15 protein-coding genes are annotated in these 18,215 nt (G+C 70.2%); 4 read left to right on the forward strand and 11 right to left on the reverse strand.

Features of this window, described 5'->3' with window-relative positions; translation table 11 throughout:
* Positions 1-43 precede the first annotated feature (43 nt).
* Positions 44-955, forward strand: a complete 912-nt coding sequence (locus ELQ90_RS01580) for a LysR family transcriptional regulator (RefSeq protein WP_128493509.1) — start codon at positions 44-46, stop codon at positions 953-955.
* On the opposite strand, the gene ELQ90_RS01585 is transcribed toward ELQ90_RS01580, so the two are convergent.
* From ELQ90_RS01585 to ELQ90_RS01620, 8 genes are all read right to left on the reverse strand, one after another.
* Complete coding sequence (locus ELQ90_RS01585; RefSeq protein ID WP_128493510.1) at positions 837-1,958, reverse strand: aldo/keto reductase; 1,122 nt, start codon at positions 1,956-1,958, stop codon at positions 837-839. The genes ELQ90_RS01580 and ELQ90_RS01585 overlap by 119 nt on opposite strands.
* Positions 1,955-2,548 (reverse strand): class II fructose-bisphosphate aldolase, encoded by a 594-nt coding sequence (locus tag ELQ90_RS01590; RefSeq protein ID WP_128493511.1) that lies wholly within the window; start codon positions 2,546-2,548, stop codon positions 1,955-1,957. The genes ELQ90_RS01585 and ELQ90_RS01590 overlap by 4 nt, the downstream gene beginning before the upstream one ends.
* 5 nt (positions 2,549-2,553) lie before the next feature.
* Positions 2,554-3,387, reverse strand: coding sequence for an HpcH/HpaI aldolase family protein (locus ELQ90_RS01595; RefSeq protein WP_128493512.1), 834 nt, complete (start codon positions 3,385-3,387; stop codon positions 2,554-2,556).
* Positions 3,372-4,157 (reverse strand): 2-oxo-hept-4-ene-1,7-dioate hydratase, encoded by a 786-nt coding sequence (gene hpaH / locus ELQ90_RS01600; protein WP_128493513.1) that lies wholly within the window; start codon positions 4,155-4,157, stop codon positions 3,372-3,374. The genes ELQ90_RS01595 and hpaH overlap by 16 nt, the downstream gene beginning before the upstream one ends.
* 27 nt (positions 4,158-4,184) lie before the next feature.
* A complete protein-coding gene (hpaD, locus tag ELQ90_RS01605; RefSeq protein WP_128493514.1) occupies positions 4,185-5,339 on the reverse strand; it encodes a 3,4-dihydroxyphenylacetate 2,3-dioxygenase in 1,155 nt (384 codons plus the stop codon).
* A gap of 63 nt (positions 5,340-5,402) precedes the next feature.
* Positions 5,403-6,962, reverse strand: coding sequence for a 5-carboxymethyl-2-hydroxymuconate semialdehyde dehydrogenase (hpaE, locus tag ELQ90_RS01610; RefSeq protein ID WP_128493515.1), 1,560 nt, complete (start codon positions 6,960-6,962; stop codon positions 5,403-5,405).
* 49 nt (positions 6,963-7,011) lie between these two features.
* The gene (locus ELQ90_RS01615) at positions 7,012-7,731 is read right to left on the reverse strand and encodes a GntR family transcriptional regulator (RefSeq protein WP_128493516.1); all 720 of its coding nucleotides are present in this window, start codon (positions 7,729-7,731) and stop codon (positions 7,012-7,014) included.
* Positions 7,713-9,311: a fumarylacetoacetate hydrolase family protein gene (locus tag ELQ90_RS01620; protein WP_128493517.1), complete on the reverse strand. Its 1,599-nt coding sequence runs from the start codon at positions 9,309-9,311 to the stop codon at positions 7,713-7,715. Before ELQ90_RS01620 ends, ELQ90_RS01615 begins: the two co-directional genes overlap by 19 nt.
* A 186-nt stretch (positions 9,312-9,497) precedes the next feature.
* Between ELQ90_RS01620 and ELQ90_RS01625 the strand changes: the two genes are divergently transcribed.
* Positions 9,498-10,832 carry an MFS transporter gene (locus tag ELQ90_RS01625; RefSeq protein ID WP_128494091.1) on the forward strand — a complete coding sequence of 445 codons (1,335 nt, stop codon included), beginning with the start codon at positions 9,498-9,500 and terminating at the stop codon, positions 10,830-10,832.
* Positions 10,833-10,898: 66 nt separating this feature from the next.
* Here the strand turns inward: ELQ90_RS01625 and ELQ90_RS01630 are convergent, their stop codons facing one another.
* Positions 10,899-11,423 (reverse strand): NUDIX hydrolase, encoded by a 525-nt coding sequence (locus ELQ90_RS01630; RefSeq protein WP_128493518.1) that lies wholly within the window; start codon positions 11,421-11,423, stop codon positions 10,899-10,901.
* Between the two features lie 143 nt (positions 11,424-11,566).
* Between ELQ90_RS01630 and ELQ90_RS01635 the strand changes: the two genes are divergently transcribed.
* Positions 11,567-13,474 carry an ABC transporter ATP-binding protein gene (locus ELQ90_RS01635; protein ID WP_128493519.1) on the forward strand — a complete coding sequence of 636 codons (1,908 nt, stop codon included), beginning with the start codon at positions 11,567-11,569 and terminating at the stop codon, positions 13,472-13,474.
* Between the two features lie 215 nt (positions 13,475-13,689).
* Here the strand turns inward: ELQ90_RS01635 and ELQ90_RS01640 are convergent, their stop codons facing one another.
* Positions 13,690-14,115 (reverse strand): HtaA domain-containing protein, encoded by a 426-nt coding sequence (locus ELQ90_RS01640; RefSeq protein WP_166408768.1) that lies wholly within the window; start codon positions 14,113-14,115, stop codon positions 13,690-13,692.
* A complete protein-coding gene (locus tag ELQ90_RS01645; RefSeq protein ID WP_128493520.1) occupies positions 14,112-15,041 on the reverse strand; it encodes a LysR substrate-binding domain-containing protein in 930 nt (309 codons plus the stop codon). Before ELQ90_RS01645 ends, ELQ90_RS01640 begins: the two co-directional genes overlap by 4 nt.
* A gap of 110 nt (positions 15,042-15,151) precedes the next feature.
* On the opposite strand from ELQ90_RS01645, the gene ELQ90_RS01650 reads away from it, so the two are divergent.
* Positions 15,152-18,196 carry a cytochrome P450 gene (locus ELQ90_RS01650; protein WP_128493521.1) on the forward strand — a complete coding sequence of 1,015 codons (3,045 nt, stop codon included), beginning with the start codon at positions 15,152-15,154 and terminating at the stop codon, positions 18,194-18,196.
* The last annotated feature ends 19 nt before the right edge of the window (positions 18,197-18,215 follow it).

Genomic DNA, 18,215 nt, shown 5'->3' on the forward strand with positions numbered 1-18,215 from the left:
CATCGGAGCACCGGCCGGCAGCCCGCTCTCCTAGGCTGACGCCATGGAGACCAGGCGCCTCGAGTATTTCGTCGTCCTCACCTCGGAGAGGAGCTTCGGTCATGCCGCTGCGCGGCTGCGCATCTCGCAGCCGGCGTTGTCGCAGCAGATCCAGCGACTCGAGAAGGACCTCGGCGCGAAGCTCATCGACCGCTCGGTCACGCCGTTCGAGCTCACGCAGGCAGGCATCAAGCTGCTCGCCCACAGCAGGAAGCTCCTCGACGACCTGCAGGAGATCGATGCTCTCGTGACCGATTCGCGCGTCGGTCGGGTCGGGCGGCTCCGCATCGGGATCGTGCCGTCCCTCCTCTACGGCGACCTCCCCGCGATGGTCCGGAGCTTCCGTGCGCAGTTCCCGGGTATCGATCTCCGTGTGAGCAAGGAGAACACGAACGATCTCGTCGACATGTTGTCGATGGCGCAGATGGACGTCGGCTTGCTCTACTCGAAACCCCGCGGCGAGGCTCTCAGCCACTCGGAGCTGTACGTCGACCCGTACGTCGTGGTGCTGCCATCGGACCACCCTCTCGCGGCGCAGGACGAGGTCGGTCTGGGTCAGTTGCAGGACGAGGAGCTGCTCATGTTCCCGCGCCATGGCTCCCCGGAAGCGTACGACGGCATGATCGCGGCGTGCGTCGCGGCGGGCTTCTCGCCCCGTCGGACGATGATCAGCGGGACGACGTACACGGACCAGATCGGCTTCGTGGCGGCGGGGCTCGGGGTGAGTCTCCTGCCCAGTCGACTCGCGACGGTGCGGCTGACCGGCGTCGCCTACCGGCCGATCGCCGCTCCCGCGGTCACGTCGATCGCCACCATCGTGTGGAACTCCTCGGTGCATGACCCGACGAAGGGCATCTTCGTCGACTGGTTCCGGAAGCGGGTCCGCGAGACGGCCCCCGTGCCGCTCCGCCGGTGACCGGCGGTGTGCCGCTTCGATGGAATGCGAAGCGGCACACCGGACTCACGGGGCGAGCGGGCCCGATCCGGCACCGGTCCGTTCGATGACCGCCGCGACGGGCACCGACGATGGCGGCGGTGACTCCGGGGAAGCCGAGCACCCACCCGATGGCCGCTTCCGCCGTCGTCACGCCGCGGGTCGTCGCGATCTCCGTGAGCGCATCGGCGACGGCGAGGTTCCGGACGAGGCCGTCGCCCCGGAAGTCGTCGTGACGGGATCGCCAGTCGTTCGCGGGGAGGGCCGCGGCGCGTTCTGCGGAGAACGAGCCGGTGAGGAGACCGGACTGCATCGGGCTGTAGACGATGACGCCCGTGCCGTTCGCCGCGCACCAGGGGATGACGTCGGACGCGGCGTCGCGGTAGATCGCCGAGAACGGGGGCTGCAGCGAGTCGACGTGGCCGATCGCCTCGGCGCGGGTCAGCTCGTCGACGTCGTGGTTGGAGAGCCCGATCGCCCTGACCTTCCCGGCGGTCCGCAGATCGACGAGCGCCGACCAGTACTCTTCGAGGGGCGTGCCGTCCTCCGCCGGCCAGTGCATCTGGTAGAGATCGATCGTGTCGACGCCGAGCCGCCGCAGCGAGTCGTCGACCTCGCGGCGCAGGCTGTCGGGGTCGCCGACCTTCCGCTCTCCCGTGTCGAGGGCGTCGTCCTCTGACCAGACGAGCCCGCCCTTCGTGAACACGAGGGGGCGCTCGTCGTCCGAGAGCTGTCGCAGGGCGGCGCCGACGACGGCCTCGGAGTGGCCGCGGCCGTAGACCGCCGCGGTGTCGATCCAGTCGACGCCGGCGTTCACGGCAGCGAGGATGGTCTGCACGGACTCGTCGTCGTCCTGGACGCCCCAGCCGTACGACCAGGCCGATCCCCCGATCGCGAACGCCCCGAGCCCCACGCGAGTGATGTCGAGACCGCTGGTTCCGAGCGGGGCGGACGGAAGGGGTGTCGGAGGGAGGGGGTTGGTCATGATGGCGTTCCTTTCACGGGGGACGTGGTGCCGACGGCCACGGCGGCCGTCGGGCGGGAGATGAGCGAGATGAGGTGAGCCGCCTGCTGCTCGATGGCCGTGCGCGCGGCGCCGAGGTATCGGCGCGGATCGACGACCGCGGGCTCGGCCGTCAGCAGTGAACGGACGGCGTCCGTCATTGCCCGGTTGAGCTGCGTCGAGACGTTCACCTTGGTGATGCCGTCGGCAACTGCTCGGGCGACGAGCTCGTCCGGTACTCCCGACGTGCCGTGGAGGACGAGCGGGACCGGAACGGCGGATCGGATCCGGCGGAGCAGCTCGAGGTCGAGCGCGGCGGACTGCGTGACCATGGCATGCGACGACCCGATCGCGATGGCGAGTCCGTCGACGCCCGTCGCGGTGACGAAGTCGGCGGCCTCGACGGGGTCGGTGCGCGCGTCGGCCACGCGCGCGCCCTTGCCTCCGACCTCGCCGAGTTCGGCCTCGACCCAGAGTCCGTGTTCGTGCCCCGCGAGGGTACGACGCGGCTCGTCCTCGTCTGAGTGGCGCTCGGTCCGAGGGAGGGCTAGCCGCTGATGTGGTCGGTGCAGTCCACCTAGTAGGAAGGGCGCACCGGCTCACCGGCGTTCGAGTCTCCGGAGCCGGGGTGTCCCTCGTCGGCGATGAACCGAGCGGCGAGAGCCTCCGAACCGCGAGCGAGCAGTGCGACGTCGGCGCCGACGAGGACGAAGGAGGCGCCCGCCTCGAGGTAGCGCTGCGCGGCGGCGGGATCGAACGCGTTGACCCCGACGGACTTGCCGACGGACCCCACGGCCTCGAACGCCCGGAGCACCGCGGCGGTCACGTCCGGGTGCGTCTGCTGCCCGAGCAGCCCCATCGAGGCGGAGAGGTCGCTCGGGCCCACGAAGACGCCGTCGATCCCGTCGACCGCGGCGATGGCGGCGGCGTTCTCGACGGCCTCGGCCGTCTCGACCTGCACGAGGAGCGATACGTGCTCCGCGGCGTTCTCGAGGTAGCCGTCGACGCGGTTCCAGCGGGCCGAGCGTGCGAGCGCGGAGCCCACCCCGCGTCGCCCCCGCGGCGGATAGTGCACCGCCTCGACGACGGCTCGCGCATCGTCGGCCGTCGACACCATCGGCACGAGGATGTTCTGCGCCCCGAGGTCGAGCACCTGCTTGAGTCCCACGGGGTCTCCGCTCGGCACGCGCACGACCGGCGTCACGGGATACGCGGCGACCGCGTGCAACTGCGCGAGGACGGACTCGAGGCCGTTGGGCGAGTGCTCCATGTCGACGAGCAGCCAGTCGAGGCCGGACCCTGCGCAGATCTCCGCGACGAGGGGGCTGCCGGAGCTCACCCACATGCCGGCGAGCGGGCGGGGCGAGGCGTCGAGCCGCTCGCGGAACGTCGGGGCTAGACGAAGCGGCATGCGATCGTCCCCTGGGGTCCGTAGTCGGCGAGAACGGTGTCGCCCGGATGCACCCACGTCGGGCGGGTGAACGAGCCGGCGAGCACGATCTCCCCGGCCTCGAGGCGATCGCCGTGCTGCGCGAGCTTGTTCGCGAGCCACGCGACGCCCGTCGCGGGGTGATTGAGCACGGCCGCCGCGACGCCCGACTCCTCGATCGTCTCGTTGCGGTAGAGCAGGGCGGACACCCAGCGCAGGTCGACGGCGTCCGGTCGCACGGGCGTGCCGCCGAGCACCATTCCGCCCATCGCGGCGTTGTCGCTGATCGTGTCGACGATCGTTCGCCCCTGCATCTCGATGCGGGACGACAGGATCTCGAGCGCCGGGACGACGTACTCGGTGGCCCGCAGAACGTCGAACACGGTCGCGTTCGGCCCCTCGATCGGCGCGGAGAGGACGAACGCGAGCTCGACCTCGATGCGGACGTTCGAGAAGCGGTCGTGCTCGATGACCGATCCGTTCTCGAACACCATGTCGGCGAAGATCGCACCGTAGTCGGGCTCGGTGATGCCCGTCGCGACCTGCATGACCTTCGACGTCAGGCCGATCTTGCGGCCGACGGGGCGGCGCCCCGCGGCGATCCCCCGGCGGCGCCACTCGTTCTGCACCGCGTAGGAATCCTCGACGGTCATGTCGGGGTGGCGCGCGGTCAGGAGCGGAACGGTCGCCCGGTCGCGCTCGGCGGTCGCGAGCTCGTCGGCGATCGCCGCGATGGTCTCCTCGGAAAGCATGGGTCTCCTCCGGTCGGTGGGCACAGCCTAGAGCTGGTTGCCGAGCTTGTATTCGCCCTGCTTGTACGTCGGAAGCGAGTCCTCCTCGTCCTTCCGTGTGTAGGAGAAGCCGTCGGCCCCGATCGTCACCGCCATCTCGGACGAGTCGGTGCGGCTCACGAGCGGCTTCGGGTTGCCGTCGAGGTCGAGGACGAGCGACGCCTCCGTGTACCAGCTCGGGACGACGGGGTTGCCCCACCAGTCGCGGCGCTGGTTGTCGTGCACGTCCCACGTGACGACGGGGTTGTCCGGGTCGCCCGTGTAGTAGTCCTGCGTGTAGATCTCGACGCGGTGGCCGTCGGGGTCGCGCAAGTAGAGGTAGAACGCGTTCGAGACGCCGTGGCGTCCGGGTCCGCGTTCGATCGCGTCGGAGCGGCGGAGGGCGCCGAGCTTGTCGCAGATCGCGATGATGTTGTGCTTCTCGTGCGTCGCGAACGCGACGTGGTGCATGCGGGGACCGTCGCCGCCCGTCATCGCGGTGTCGTGCACGGTCGGCTTGCGGCGCATCCACGCGGCGTAGACCGTGCCGTCGCCGTCCTGGATGTCCTCCGTGACGCGGAAGCCGAGGTCCTCCATGTAGGCGACGGCGCGCGGGACGTCGGGGGTGACCTGGTTGAAGTGGTCGAGCCGCACGAGCGCACCAGGCGTATAGAGGTCGTAGCGCCACGCGAGCCGCTCGACGTGCTCGACGTCGTAGAAGAACTCGTACGGGAACCCGAGCGGGTCCTCGACGCGGACGGAGTCGCCGATGCCCGTCGTGAAGCCCTCGGCGCGACGCTCGACGCGGCAGCCGAGCTCCGTGTAGAACGCCACGGCCTTGTCGAGGTCCTCTGGGCTCCGCACCCGGTAGGAGAACGCGGCGACAGCCGCGACGGGGCCCTTCCGCAGCACGAGGTTGTGGTGGATGAACTCCTCGAAGGACCGCAGGTACACGGTCTCCTCGTCCTCCTCCGTGACGATGAGGTCGAGGACGTCGACATAGAAGGCTCGCGATGCCGCGAGGTCGGTGACGACGAGCTCCATGTAGGCGCAGCGCAGCACGTCGGGGGCCGACGCGGTGGGCGTCGGGATGCGGTTCGCGACCTGGATGGGGTCGCCGTCCGTGACGACGGGCTCGGGGGAGTCGGGGGTGATGATGGTCATGAAGCGTCCTTGCTCGATGGTCGTGCGTGTGTCCGTGTCGTGTGGTTCGCGTGCTCGGCTTCGTCAGCCCTCGGCCGTTTCGGCATCCTCTGCCATCTCGGCCGGGGTCTCCTTCTTGCCGAACGTGGGGTTGTGCGCTGCGCCGAGGGTGATGTGCACGGCCTGCTGATCCGTGTAGAAGTCGATCGAGCGGTAGCCGCCCTCGTGGCCGAGTCCCGAGGCCTTCACTCCGCCGAACGGCGTGCGCAGATCGCGCACGTTGTTGGAGTTGAGCCACACCATCCCGGCCTCGACGGCCTGCGAGAAGTTGTGCGCGCGGCGCAGGTCGTTCGTCCACACGTAGGCGGCGAGTCCGTATCGCACGCCGTTCGCGAGTGCGAGCGCCTCCTCCTCCGTGTCGAAGGGGGTGATGGCGACGACGGGTCCGAAGATCTCCTCCTGGAAGATGCGGGCGTCCGACGGGACGTCGGCGAAGACGGTGGGGGCCACGAAGTTGCCCTCGTCGAAGCCCTCCGGTCGTCCGCCGCCGGCGACGAGGCGGCCCTCGCTCTTGCCGATCTCGACGTAGCTCATGACCTTGTCGTAGTGCTCGGGGTGCACCAGGGCGCCGACCTCGGTCTCGGGGTCGTGCGGGTAGCCGACGACGACGCGCTTCGCCTGGGCGGCGTAGCGCTCGACGAAATCGTCGTAGATCGATCGCTCGACGAGGATGCGGCTTCCCGCTGTGCAGCGCTCGCCGTTGAGGGAGAAGACGCCGAAGATGGTGGCGTCGACGGCCGCCTCGATGTCGGCGTCCGCGAAGACGATCGCGGGGCTCTTCCCGCCGAGCTCCATCGAGAGCCCTTTGAGAAAGGGAGCGGCGTTGGCGAAGATGATCTGCCCCGTGCGGCTCTCGCCCGTGAACGAGATGAGCGGGACGTCCGGGTGCTTCACGAGGGCGTCGCCCGCGTCCTCGCCGAGACCGTTCACGAGGTTGAAGACGCCCTGCGGGAGGCCGGCCTCCTCGAAGATGCCCGCCCAGAGCGAGGCGGAGAGCGGCGTGAACTCGGCGGGCTTCAGGACGACGGTGTTCCCCGTCGCGATCGCGGGGGCGAGCTTCCACGACTCGAGCATGAATGGCGTGTTCCACGGCGTGATGAGGCCCGCGACACCGATCGGCTTGCGGTTCACGTAGTTGATCTGACGGCCCGGCACCTTGTACGTGTCGTCCGACTGCGCCACGATCAGGTCCGCGAAGAAGCGGAAGTTCTCCGCGGCCCGGCGGGCCTGTCCGAGCGCTTGCGTGATGGGCAGCCCGGAGTCGAACGACTCGAGCTCCGCGAGGCGCGCATCGCGGGACTCGACGATGTCGGCGATGCGGTGGAGCACGCGCGAACGCTCGCGCGGCAGCATGCGCGGCCACGGCCCGTCGGTGAAGGCGCGGCGCGCTGCCGCGACCGCGCGGTCGACGTCGGCCTTCTTGCCGGCGGCCGCCTGCAGATAGGTCTCGTTGGAGACGGGGTCGAGCACGTCGAACGTGTCGCCGTCCGCCGAGTCGACGAACTCGCCGTCGATGTAGTGCTGGATGCGCGTGGGCAGGTCGGCCGGTACGTGTCGCGTCGCTGCGACCGTCGTCGTGTCCATCATTGTTCCTCCGGAGGTCGAATCGGTGGGATCGGTGGAGCTGGGGTGGTCAGATATCGAGGACGCCGAGGGCTTCGTCGGGGTGCTCGTGGGTCATGTAGGCGTCGAGGGTCGCGACGCGGTGCCGGCGGGCGGCCTTCTCGATCTCGCCGAGGGGTGCGCCGCTCTCGAGGAGGACGAGGATGTTCTCGTGCTCGGCGACCGACTCCTGGGCACGGCCCGGCACGAAGCTGAAGGTCGAGTCGCGCAGGTGGCCGAGCTTCGCCCATTCCGTCTCGACGAGTTCGAGCATCCGGGGATTCGAGCAGCGCGCGAAGAGGATCGCGTGGAAGCGTTGGTTGAGGGCCGTGAAGGCGCGTGGGTCGAAGTCGTCGAGCGTCTCGATCATGCGCTCGTTGATCGCGCGCGCCTCGCGGATGTCGTCCGGCGTCAGGGCGCGGGCGGCGAGCGCCGTCGCTGCTCCCTCGAGCACGCTGAGGGACTGCATGCTGAAGCGGTACTGGGAGTCGTCGACCATCGACACGTGGGCGCCGACGTTGCGTTCGAACGTCACGAGTCCCTCGGCCTCGAGTTGACGGATCGCCTCACGCACGGGGACGACGCTCATGTCGAGTTCTCCCGCGATCGCGCCGAGGACGAGTCGATAGCCGGGAGTGAACTCCTGCCGGGCGATGCGTTCCTTGAGCCAGTGGTACGCCTGCTGCGACTTGCTCGGGCCCCGCGGCGTCGTGCGCCTCGTGCGTTCCGTGGTCAGTTCGTCTCGCGCCATTGGCGGTACCTCTCCTTCCAGGCGGCGTTCATCGGGAAGAGCCCGTCGACCGGGTGGCCCGCCGCGACCTGATCCGCGATCCACGCGTCCTCCGCCTCCTGGGCGATCGCGGCGTCCGCGACCTCCGCGGCAAGGGCCGGCGGGATCACGATGACGCCGTCGCCGTCGCCAACGATGATGTCCCCGGGCTGCACCGTCGTCCCGCCGCACGCGATCGTGACGTCCGTGTCCCACGGCACGTGCTTGCGGCCGAGGACCGCGGGGTGCGCGCCGTTCGAGAACACGGGGATCCCGAGCGCCGCGACGGCGTCGTAGTCGCGGACGCCCCCGTCGGTCACGATGCCGGCGGCGCCGAGCGACCGGGCGCGGAGGGCGAGGATGTCGCCGAGCGTGCCCGACCCCTTCTCCCCACGCGCCTCGATCACGACGACCTCGCCCTCCCGGAGCGAGTCGAATGCGCGCTTCTGGGCGTTGTACCCGCCACCGTGGCTCGCGAAGAGATCCTCGCGATGGGGGACGAAGCGGAGCGTCTTTGCGAGGCCGACGAGCTTGACGTCCGCGTGGTTCGCGCGCACGCCGTCGATCGTGACGTTGTCGAGGCCGCGCTTCCGCAACTGGGCGGAGAGGCCGGCGACGGGCGCCTCCTCGAGCTTCGCGCGCAGTGCCGAATCGAGCCCGAGCGGCGGGAGGCCAGCGGCCTCGCGTGATCCCCACGCCTCCGTGCGTTGCCGGTCGTCGACGGCGGGGAGCGATCCGAGGGCGGGATCGAACGGCTCTCGGCCCTCGACCACCGTCGTCACGAGCCGGCCGGAGGTCGGAGCTCCGGGCGCCTCGGGAGCGTCGACCTCCACTTCGACGACGTCGCCGGGGCCCACGACGGAGGAACCGGCCGGGGTCCCGGTCAGGATCACGTCGCCCGGTTCGAGAGTCATGTGCTGCGAGAGGTCCGCCACGATGCGCGGGAAGGAGAAGAGCAGGTCGCCCGTGGTGTCGTCCTGGGCGATCTCGCCGTTGACCCAAGTGCGCACCCGCAGGGCGGACGGATCGACGGTCTCGGCCCGGAACCGTTCCGGGCCGAGGGGCGTGAATCCGTCGCCGCCCTTCGACCGCACGTTCGAGCCGTTGTCGTTCGCGCGCAGGTCGTAGAGCCCGAAGTCGTTGCCGGCCGTGATCCAGTCGACGTGGGACCAGGCGTCCGCCTCGCTGACGCGCTTGGCCGGCTTGCCGATCACGAGGGCGACCTCGCCCTCGAAGGCGAGCAGTTCGGTGCCCGCCGGCCGTTCGATGGTGCCGCCGGTCGCGGCGACGGAGCTCGACGGCTTGAGGAAGTACGAGGGGGCGGCGGGACGGCGGCCACGCTGCTCGGCACGCGATGTGTAGGCGAGGTGGACGGCGATGATCTTGCCTGGCCGGGAGGGGAGGGCCGAGAACCGGAGGTCCGACGACGGGGCCGTTCCGGCCGCCTCATCATGCGCGGACGCACCAGTTTCGGAGGGCTCCTGCGGCGCCTGACCAGTGGCCGGAACGCCGTGTCGGCCCGTGTCGAAGCCCTCTCGGCCCGGATCAGTCGCGTCATCCATGGAAACTCCGCCTCTTTGCATCGTATCTCACATCGTATACCATCTGTCTCAGCGCGGCGCCTGCTGATCCCCCACCGCCCGGTCCGTCCCGGGCAGCGAAGCCCCCGGGCGCCGCCCCCGTCAACGACGACAAGGAGCACACCCGTGTCCACCCAGTACGCGCCCCCCGCGGTCGCCAGCGCCGACATGAAGAGAGTCGCCACTGCGACGATCATCGGCACCACGATCGAGTGGTACGACTTCTTCCTCTACGCGCAGGCCGCCGGTCTCATCTTCGGCTCTCTCTTCTTCGCCCCCGCCGGTCCGCAGGCCGCCGTCCTGCTATCGTTCGCGACGGTCGGCGTGAGCTTCCTCTTCCGCCCTCTCGGTGCGTTCCTCGCCGGTCACTTCGGCGACCGCATCGGCCGCAAGGCGATGCTCGTGTGGACGCTCGTGCTCATGGGCGGTGCGACGACGCTCATCGGCGTCCTCCCCACCTATGCGCAGATCGGCGTCCTCGCCCCCATCCTGCTCGTCCTCCTCCGTGTGCTGCAGGGCCTCTCGGCCGGTGGCGAGTGGGGCGGCGCCGTCCTCATGGCGGTCGAGCACGCGCCGAAGGGCAAGCGGGGTCGCTTCGGTTCCTTCCCGCAGATGGGCGTGCCGCTCGGCATGCTGCTCGCGTCGGGCGTCCTCGCGCTCATGACGGGTGTCATCTCGCCCGGTGAGGCGTTCGTCGAGTGGGGCTGGCGCATCCCGTTCCTGCTGAGCTTCGTGCTCATCATCGTGGGCTTCATCGTGCGCCGCTCGGTCGAGGAGAGCCCCGTCTTCACGGAACTCGCAACGAAGAAGGAGCGCACGAAGACCCCGATCGTGCAGGTCTTCAAGAAGCACTGGCTGCTCGTGATCCTCGCCGCGCTCACCTTCGCGGGCAACAACGCCGCCGGCTACATGACGACGGGCGGGTTCCTCCAGGGCTACGCCACGACCCCGGTCGAGGAGGGCGGACTCGTCGGGATGGAGCGCACGCCGGTGCTGCTCGCCGTCACCGCCTCCGCAGTGGTGTGGTTGATCTTCACGGCGGTCGGCGGCGCGATCTCCGACCGCATCGGGCGCCGCAACACCTACATCGCCGGCTGGATCGTCTTCCTCGTGACGGTGTGGTTCCTCTTCCCCCTCGTGAACACGGGCAACGCGTTCCTGTTCTTCATCGGCATCGCCCTGTTCACGATCGGCAACGGCCTCACCTACGGACCGCAGGCGGCGTACTTCACTGAGCTGTTCCCGGCGTCGATCCGTTACTCGGGCGTCTCGATCGCGTACGCGCTCGGTGCGATCCTCGGAGGCGCGTTCGCTCCGCTCATCTCGGCCTGGCTCGTGCAGATGACGGGCACGTCGAACGCCGTCGCGTGGTACATCGCCGGTGTCATGACGGTCGCGTTCATCGCGACGCTCCTCCTGCGCGACCGGACGAACATCCCGCTCGGCCTCGAGGGTGAGGCCGCGCAGACGACGAGTCCCATCTACGGTCACAGCCACCGCTGAGCCCGCGGGGCGACGGAAGGGAGGGGGTCACCAGGACGACCGGTGACCCCCTCCTGCTGTGTCCCGCTATCGGCGGGTCCGCCAGGAGTCGGCGGACTCGCGGGCCGAGTGGAGGGCGAGGGCGGCGAGCGTTCCCGCGTCCTGGACTCGGCCCTCGGCGATGAGCGCCTTGAGCCGCTCCGTCGAGACCGTGACGGGCGTCCATTCTTCGCCGGGCTCGAGACTCGCTTCGCCGCCGGGTGACACGCGGCCGGCGAACACGAAGCACCGGGACGGACTGATCCCCGGCGCCTCGACGAACGAGCCGAGCGGGGTGAGGTCCGTCGCCTCCCACCCCGTCTCCTCCCGCGTCTCCCTCACCGCGGCGCTCGCCGGATCCTCGGACGGGTCGATCCCGCCGCACGGGAACTCGTAGAGAGGCTCCGTGCCGGTCGTGTCGCGCACGCCGTGGATCATCAGGAACCGACCCTGATCGCCGGTGCCGATGAGGAGGGCGCTGTCGGCCCGCTCGACCCGATACCAGCGCTGCTCACCGGCCTCCGTGAGTGAGATGGAGAACCACGGATTCTCGTGGACCGTTCGTTTCGTCACCCTCTCGACCCTACTCACGGTGCGTCGATGTGCTCGGCGGTGCGGGGTGGGATGGCGGATGGGGCAGCGGGGCCTCGCCCTTCCGGGACCTCCTGCGCTCCGGAGGAGTCTAAGTTGGGCTGGGGCTTACGGAAGGAACCGCAATGAGCATGGAGAGCGCGGCCTGGAGCTCGCTGTACAAGATCTCGAGCGCCAGGGACGGCAAGCACGGCTTCTCCCGTGAGACCGTCCGGCGGATCATGACGTTCGCGGTGCCCTACCGGGCCCAGCTGTTGATCTTCATCGCCCTCTCGGTCGTGGGAGCTTTCCTCGCGGTCGCGACGCCGGTGCTCGCCGGCCAGGTCGTCGACGTCATCGTCGCCCGGGGCGAGGCCGGCACGATCGTGTGGCTCGCCGTCGTCATCGCGCTCGTGGCGGTGGCCGACGCCGCCGCGTCACTCGTGACGCGCTGGTACTCGGCACGGATCGGCGAAGGAGTGATCCTGGACCTCCGCACCGCCGTCTTCAACCACGTGCAGAAGATGCCGATCGCGTTCTTCACCCGCACACGGACCGGCGCCCTCGTGAGCCGCCTCAACAACGACGTGATCGGTGCTCAGCAGGCCTTCAGTGGCACGCTGTCCGGTGTGGTCACGAACCTCGTGGCGCTGATCCTCACCCTGATCGTCATGCTCAGCACGTCCTGGCTCGTGACGGTTCTCGCCGTGATCATGCTCCCCATCTTCCTGGTGCCCGCGCGTCGCATGGGCAGCCGCCTCGCCGCCCTGCGGCGCGAGGCCGCCGATCACAACTCCGCCATGAGCACGCAGATGACCGAGCGCTTCTCGGCGCCCGGCGCCACCCTCGTGAAGCTGTTCGGCCGGCCCGACGAGGAGGCCGAGGAGTTCCGCGTCCGCGCCGCCCGTGTCCGCGACATCGGGGTCCGGACCGCGATGCTGCAGTTCGTCTTCTTCACCGCACTGATGCTCGTCTCCGCCCTCGCCCTCGCGCTCGTCTACGGGCTCGGCGGCTTCCTCGCACTCGGCGGCCAGCTCGAGACGGGCGACGTGGTCACCCTGGCGCTCCTCCTCACCCGCCTCTACGCGCCGTTGACGAGCCTCGCGAACGCACGGGTGGAGATCATGAGCGCGGTGGTGAGCTTCGAGCGCGTCTTCGAGGTGCTCGACCTCGAACCGCTCATCCAGGAGAAGCCCGACGCCGTCGCCGTCCCGGAAGGCCCGGTGGCGGTCGAGTTCGACGACGTCCGCTTCGCGTACCCCTCCGCTGACAAGGTGTCCCTCGCCTCCCTCGAGGAGGTCTCCACGCTCGACACCCGCGGCGGCGAGGAAGTGCTGCACGGTGTGTCCTTCCGGATCGAGCCGGGGCAGACCGTCGCCCTCGTCGGGACGTCCGGTGCCGGGAAGTCCACGATCGCGCAGCTCCTCTCGCGCCTGTACGACGTCGACAGCGGCGCCGTGCGTCTCGCGGGTACGGATGTCCGCGACGTCACGTTCGCCTCCATGCGGCACACCCTCGGCATGGTGACGCAGGACGGCCACCTGTTCCACGAGACGATCCTCTCGAACCTGCGCCTCGCGAGGCCGGAGGCGTCCGACGACGAGGTGTGGGACGCCGTCCGCCGTGCGCGACTCGAGCCGCTCATCCGGTCCCTGCCGGACCAGCTCGACACCATGGTGGGGGAGCGCGGCTACCGACTGTCCGGGGGTGAGCGCCAGCGCATGACCATCGCGCGGCTCCTGCTCGCACAGCCGCGCGTCGTCATCCTCGACGAGGCGACGGCGGCGCTCGACTCGACGTCCGAGGCCGCCGTGCAGGCGGCGCTCAGCGAGGCGCTCGAGGGGCGGACGGCGATGGTGATCGCGCACCGCCTCTCCACCATCCGCAGCGCGGACCTGATCCTCGTGGTCGAGGACGGCTCGATCGTGGAGCGCGGCACGCACGAGGAACTGCTGGCCGCGGGCGGGCGGTACGAGGAACTGCACCGGACCCAGTTCGCGGTGCAGAAGAACGTCGCCGCGGACGAGGAAGCGCTGAGCGGGCCCTCGTCGTGACCTCGGCGATCCCGTCGAGAATCGCTTCCCCTCTATTCATCGAGGTCGAAGGACACGCGAATGATTCGTCCCAGCTTTGCCGGACGACCGAAATGGCTTTCGATTACGCGTTTATACTCACGCCCGAACTATAACTTGACCCGACATCGACGACTCCTTTCAGCTGCCCCCACAGCATGGCTCGTTCTGCCAATTCAACCTCGGCGCCCTTCGCGTCAACCCACGACGGTCGGGGCGTCGAGCGGTGTTCCGCGTGTGTAGGGGCCGAAGAAGAGGTCGGCTCCGGGTTCGGTGAGAGCGGCGGAGGCGACGGTGAGGCCCGCGTCGGATTCTTCGATACCCTCGAGGGTCGCGAAGACGAGACGGTCATCCGGGACGTCGGGATCCGCGATGGTGAGCGTCCAGCCGTCCGTACCGTGTTCGATCGCGGGGTCCCCGATGACCACGTTGAGCAGTCCGCCGTGGCCCGTCATGACGACACGGCCGCTGAAGCTCAGGACGTCGCCGTCGCGCCGGACGAGCGGGAACCGGAAACTCCGCCCGACGGCCCCGGCTCCGTCCTCCGTCGCGACCTCGCCGTCCGCCATGCCGGTGACGTAGCCGACGAGCGTCTCCTTGATGCCCCAGTCGAGGTGCGTCACGACGCGCTCCGTCCCGGCCAGTCGATCGAGCAGGCGAAGTCGATGAGCGCGCGAACCCGGGGTGTCGGCGCGGCGTCCGACGACCAGATGACGTCGATGCCGACGGGCGGAACGGCGGGTTCGATCTCCTTCATGACGACAGGGTAGCCCTCGTAGCTCGCGGGGTTGAGGGGCCGCTGCACGAGCACGCCGTACCCGAGTCCGCGCCCGACGAGCGTGCGCACGGCCTCGTAGCTCGACGTCCGGTGCCGGATCCGCGGCGTCAGTCCACGGGCCGCGAAGAGCGAGAGCGTGTGCTCGCTCGACGGTGGCGCGTCGAGGAGGATGAGGTCGCGATCGGCGACGTCCTCGAGCCGCACCGTCGCCCGGTCGGCGAGCGGATCGCCCGCCGAGACGAGCACGTGGGCCGGCAGCTCGAAGAGCCGGGCGCGGGACGGATTGCCGGGCACGAGCGTCTCGTAGACGAACGCGACGTCGACCTCGCCCGTCTCGATGCGGCCGCGGAGCTCCTCGTGCGTGACCTCCAGCAGGTGGAGCTCGACAGCGGGGTGAGCGGCTCCGAAATCGTGGAGGAGCGGCGGGAGCACGGTCGGAGCGAGGGTCGGGTAGCACGCGATCGTCAGCGGCCCCGAGAGTTCGCCGTCGGGCGACGCGAGCGAGATCGACAACTCGCGAGCCGCGGCGAGCAAGGGCCGGGCGTGCCCGACGACGTGGGCGCCGGCGCTCGTGAGGGTGAGCCCGTGGGCTCGGCGGCGGACGCAGAGGCGCGTGCCGGTCACGCGCTCGAGCTCGGTGATCGCGTCCGAGAGGGCCGAGGTCGACACGTGCAGCCGCTCGGCGGCCGCCGCCATCGTGCCGGCGTCGGCTGCGGCGACGAGGTACGCGAGCTGCCGCAGGCTGAACGGCGGGATGTCAGGGACGTCCATGTCCGGTCCTTCCGAAGAGGTAGAGCGACTATATCCGCTTTTGCTTCGCAATGGACGAGCGCACAATCGAGAGGGAGGCACCACGGCGGTGCCGGACACGAGGAAGTGCCATGACCGCGAACCCCGCTCCCGTCGCCGACTGGGTGACCATCCCGGATCTGTACCGCGACCCGTTCCCGATCTACGACCGCTTGCGAGCGGAGGGCGGCGTGCACTGGGTGCCGCAGGTCGGCCGGTACCTCATCACGAGTTACGACGCGGTCCACGCGACCGAGTTCGATCAGGAGACCTTCTCGGCCAACGAGGAGGGTTCGCTGCAGATCCGAGCGATGGGTCACTCGATGCTCCGCCGCGACGACCCCGAGCACTACGCGGAGCGCGCGGCGTGGCAACCGGTGCTGCGGCCCGGTGTCGTGAAGCGCACGTGGCGGGCCGTCTTCGAGCGAAACGCCGACCGCTACATCGACGAGCTCGTCGAGCGGGGGCCGGACGCGGACCTCATCTGGGACTTCGCCGCTCCCTTCGCCGCCGAGAACCTGCGTGAGATCCTCGGCTTCCACAACGTGCACCAGACCGATCTGCAGCGCTGGTCGCAGACGCTCATCGACGCGACAGGGAACTACGCCGACGATCCCGCCGTCTGGGAGCTCGGGCGCCGGTCGTTCGACGAGGTCGACCTCGCGCTCGACGAGATGCTCACGTGGCACGTGAAGCACCCCGACCACTCGCTCATCTCGTCGCTGCTCGCGATGCCGGGCGACCGCATGCCGATCGAGAAGATCCGCGCCAACATCAAGATGACGATCGGCGGCGGCCTCAACGAGCCGCGTGACGCTCTCGGCGTCGCCGCGTGGGCGCTGCTGTCGCACCCGGACCAGCGCCGGGCCGTCGAGGAGGATCCCGCGCTCTGGTCGGCGGTGTTCGAGGAGAGCCTCCGCTGGATCGCGCCGATCGGGCTGTACTCCCGGCAGACGACGCGCGACGTCGAGCTCTCGGGCGTGCTCCTCCCGGCGGGCGCCAAGCTCGGCATCTGCATCCTCTCCGCCAACCGCGACGAATCCGTGTGGGATGACGCCGACCGGTTCGACATCCGCCGGGAGGTGAAGCCGCACCTCGCTTTCAGCAAGGGCGTGCACGTGTGCCTCGGCGCGTGGGTCGCGCGCTCGCAGGTCGCCGACATCGGACTGCCGCGCCTCTTCGGTCGACTGCGCGGTCTCGACCTCGTCGCAGACCGGCCCGCCCAGGTGGGTGGCTGGGTCTTCCGCGGCATGTTGAAGCTGCCCGTGCAGTGGTCGTCGGATTCGGGTGCTGCCGGAGTCGGCGCCGCGGCCGACGGTGCTGCGGCTCCCACTGCTGGCTCGACCGAGACGGCGACGCCGTCGACCCCCGCACGCGTCGCCATCGTGGGCGCCGGTCCCGCGGGTTGCTTCACCGCCCAGGCCCTCCGCCGCGCCGCACCGGACGCGCAGATCGACGTCTTCGACGCCCTCCCCGTGCCGTACGGTCTGCTCCGCTACGGCGTCGCGTCGGACCACCAGGGCACGAAGTCGGTCGCACGTCAGTTCGATCGACTCTTCGACCCCGAGCACACCCGCTTTCACGGCAACGTGCGGCTCGGAGCGGATGTGACCCTCGAGCGCTTGCGCGAGTCGTTCGACGCGGTCGTGCTCGCGACGGGTCTGCACAGCGACGTGCGACTCGCCGTGCCCGGATCCGAACTGCCCGGGATCGTGGGAGCCGGTGCGTTGACGCGCGCCGCCAACGGGCACCCCGACGAGGCGGGCACGCCGCACCTCGGCGAGAACGTCGTCGTCGTGGGGCACGGCAACGTCGCCATGGACGTCGTGCGACTTCTCTCGCGCGACCCCCAGGATTACGACGGCAGCGACATCGACGACGACGTGCTGCGCGAGATCGCGGGGGACGTCCGCACGGTCCACGTCGTCGGTCGGAGCCTGCCGTCCGCCGCGCGCTTCGATCCCGTGATGGTCCGCGAACTCGCCGGGCTCGCCGGCGTGCGGCACGTCGTCCACGGCGCGGATCTCGACACGGTTCCGGCGGGCAAGGACGCGCGGCTCGACGCCGTGCGGGAATTGACGTCTTCGGGCGACGGCGACGGTCACCGGGAACGGGTGACCGTCGAGTGGTGGTTCGGCCTCAGCCCCGTGCGCATCGAGGGTGATGCGGCCGCCGAGGCCGTGGTCTTCGCCTCGCCCGACGGGGAGGTGCGGCTCGCCGCCGATTCCGTCGTGACGGCCGTCGGCTTCGCGGCCGACCCCGAGTCACCGCTCGAGCCCGCCGCGCACGCCTCCGGCCGTGTCGAGCCGGGACTCTACACGGCGGGCTGGCTCCGCCGCGGCCCGCGCGGGACGATCCCCGACCAGCGAGCCGACGCTCGCGGCCTCGCCGCGATGATCCTCGAGGACCTCGCCGCACACACCTCGGCGGAGGATCGACCCGCGCGCCGGGAGTGGGAACGCCTCGCGCCAGCCGTCGACGCCGACGGCTGGCGGAGAGTCGACCTACAGGAACGGCTCGCCGCCGTGCCGGGTCGTGAGCGGCGCAAGCTCCGGTCGCGCGAGGAACTGCTCGCGGCGGCTCGCGACGAGTCGATCGCGCTGCCCCCGCGCGACGATGGGCCGGCGGCCGCACGCGGGTTCGGTGTTCCCGTCACGGTCGCCTTCGCCTCCGAATCGGGAGGGGCCGAGCTCGTGACCGACGACCTGCGGCGGGTGCTCGAGCCCACCACCGACGTCCGCGTCCTCGATCTCGGGGAGGCCCGGCCGGACGACCTCGATCCCGCCCGACTGCACCTCGTCGTGTCGTCGACGTACGGGGACGGCGAGGTCCCGACGGCGGCGCGGCCGTTCCATGCGGCGCTCCGGAGCGGCGCCCACCGGCTCGACGGCCTGCGCTACGCCGTCTTCGGGATGGGAGACCGCAGCTACACGAAGACGTACTCGCGGGGCAGCGAACTGCTCGACGAGGCGCTGGCGGCGTGCGGCGCCGAACGCGTCGGCGAATACGGTCGTCACGACGCGGGCAGCGGCGCCGACCCCGTGGAGGCGGCTCAGGAGTGGCTCGACGGCATCGGCGAGGTCGTCGGCGCCGATGTCGCGGTGGCGGCAGGTGCCGACGCGACCCGTTCGGTCTGACGCGGGTCGGCGGCTGATC

It is taken from the genome of Labedella phragmitis (assembly GCF_004078635.1).
Lineage (GTDB): Bacteria > Actinomycetota > Actinomycetes > Actinomycetales > Microbacteriaceae > Labedella > Labedella phragmitis.

Excerpts from the sequence above, each read along its gene's own strand:
- ELQ90_RS01580 (WP_128493509.1), top strand. The coding sequence starts at position 44 with ATGGAGACCAGGCGCCTCGAGTATTTCGTCGTCCTCACCTCGGAGAGG.
- ELQ90_RS01585 (WP_128493510.1), bottom strand. The coding sequence starts at position 1,958 with ATGACCAACCCCCTCCCTCCGACACCCCTTCCGTCCGCCCCGCTCGGA.
- ELQ90_RS01595 (WP_128493512.1), bottom strand. The coding sequence starts at position 3,387 with ATGCCGCTTCGTCTAGCCCCGACGTTCCGCGAGCGGCTCGACGCCTCG.
- hpaH (WP_128493513.1), bottom strand. The coding sequence starts at position 4,157 with ATGCTTTCCGAGGAGACCATCGCGGCGATCGCCGACGAGCTCGCGACC.
- hpaD (WP_128493514.1), bottom strand. The coding sequence starts at position 5,339 with ATGACCATCATCACCCCCGACTCCCCCGAGCCCGTCGTCACGGACGGC.
- hpaE (WP_128493515.1), bottom strand. The coding sequence starts at position 6,962 with ATGGACACGACGACGGTCGCAGCGACGCGACACGTACCGGCCGACCTG.
- ELQ90_RS01615 (WP_128493516.1), bottom strand. The coding sequence starts at position 7,731 with ATGGCGCGAGACGAACTGACCACGGAACGCACGAGGCGCACGACGCCG.
- ELQ90_RS01620 (WP_128493517.1), bottom strand. The coding sequence starts at position 9,311 with ATGGATGACGCGACTGATCCGGGCCGAGAGGGCTTCGACACGGGCCGA.
- ELQ90_RS01625 (WP_128494091.1), top strand. The coding sequence starts at position 9,498 with ATGAAGAGAGTCGCCACTGCGACGATCATCGGCACCACGATCGAGTGG.
- ELQ90_RS01635 (WP_128493519.1), top strand. The coding sequence starts at position 11,567 with ATGAGCATGGAGAGCGCGGCCTGGAGCTCGCTGTACAAGATCTCGAGC.
- ELQ90_RS01645 (WP_128493520.1), bottom strand. The coding sequence starts at position 15,041 with ATGGACGTCCCTGACATCCCGCCGTTCAGCCTGCGGCAGCTCGCGTAC.
- ELQ90_RS01650 (WP_128493521.1), top strand. The coding sequence starts at position 15,152 with ATGACCGCGAACCCCGCTCCCGTCGCCGACTGGGTGACCATCCCGGAT.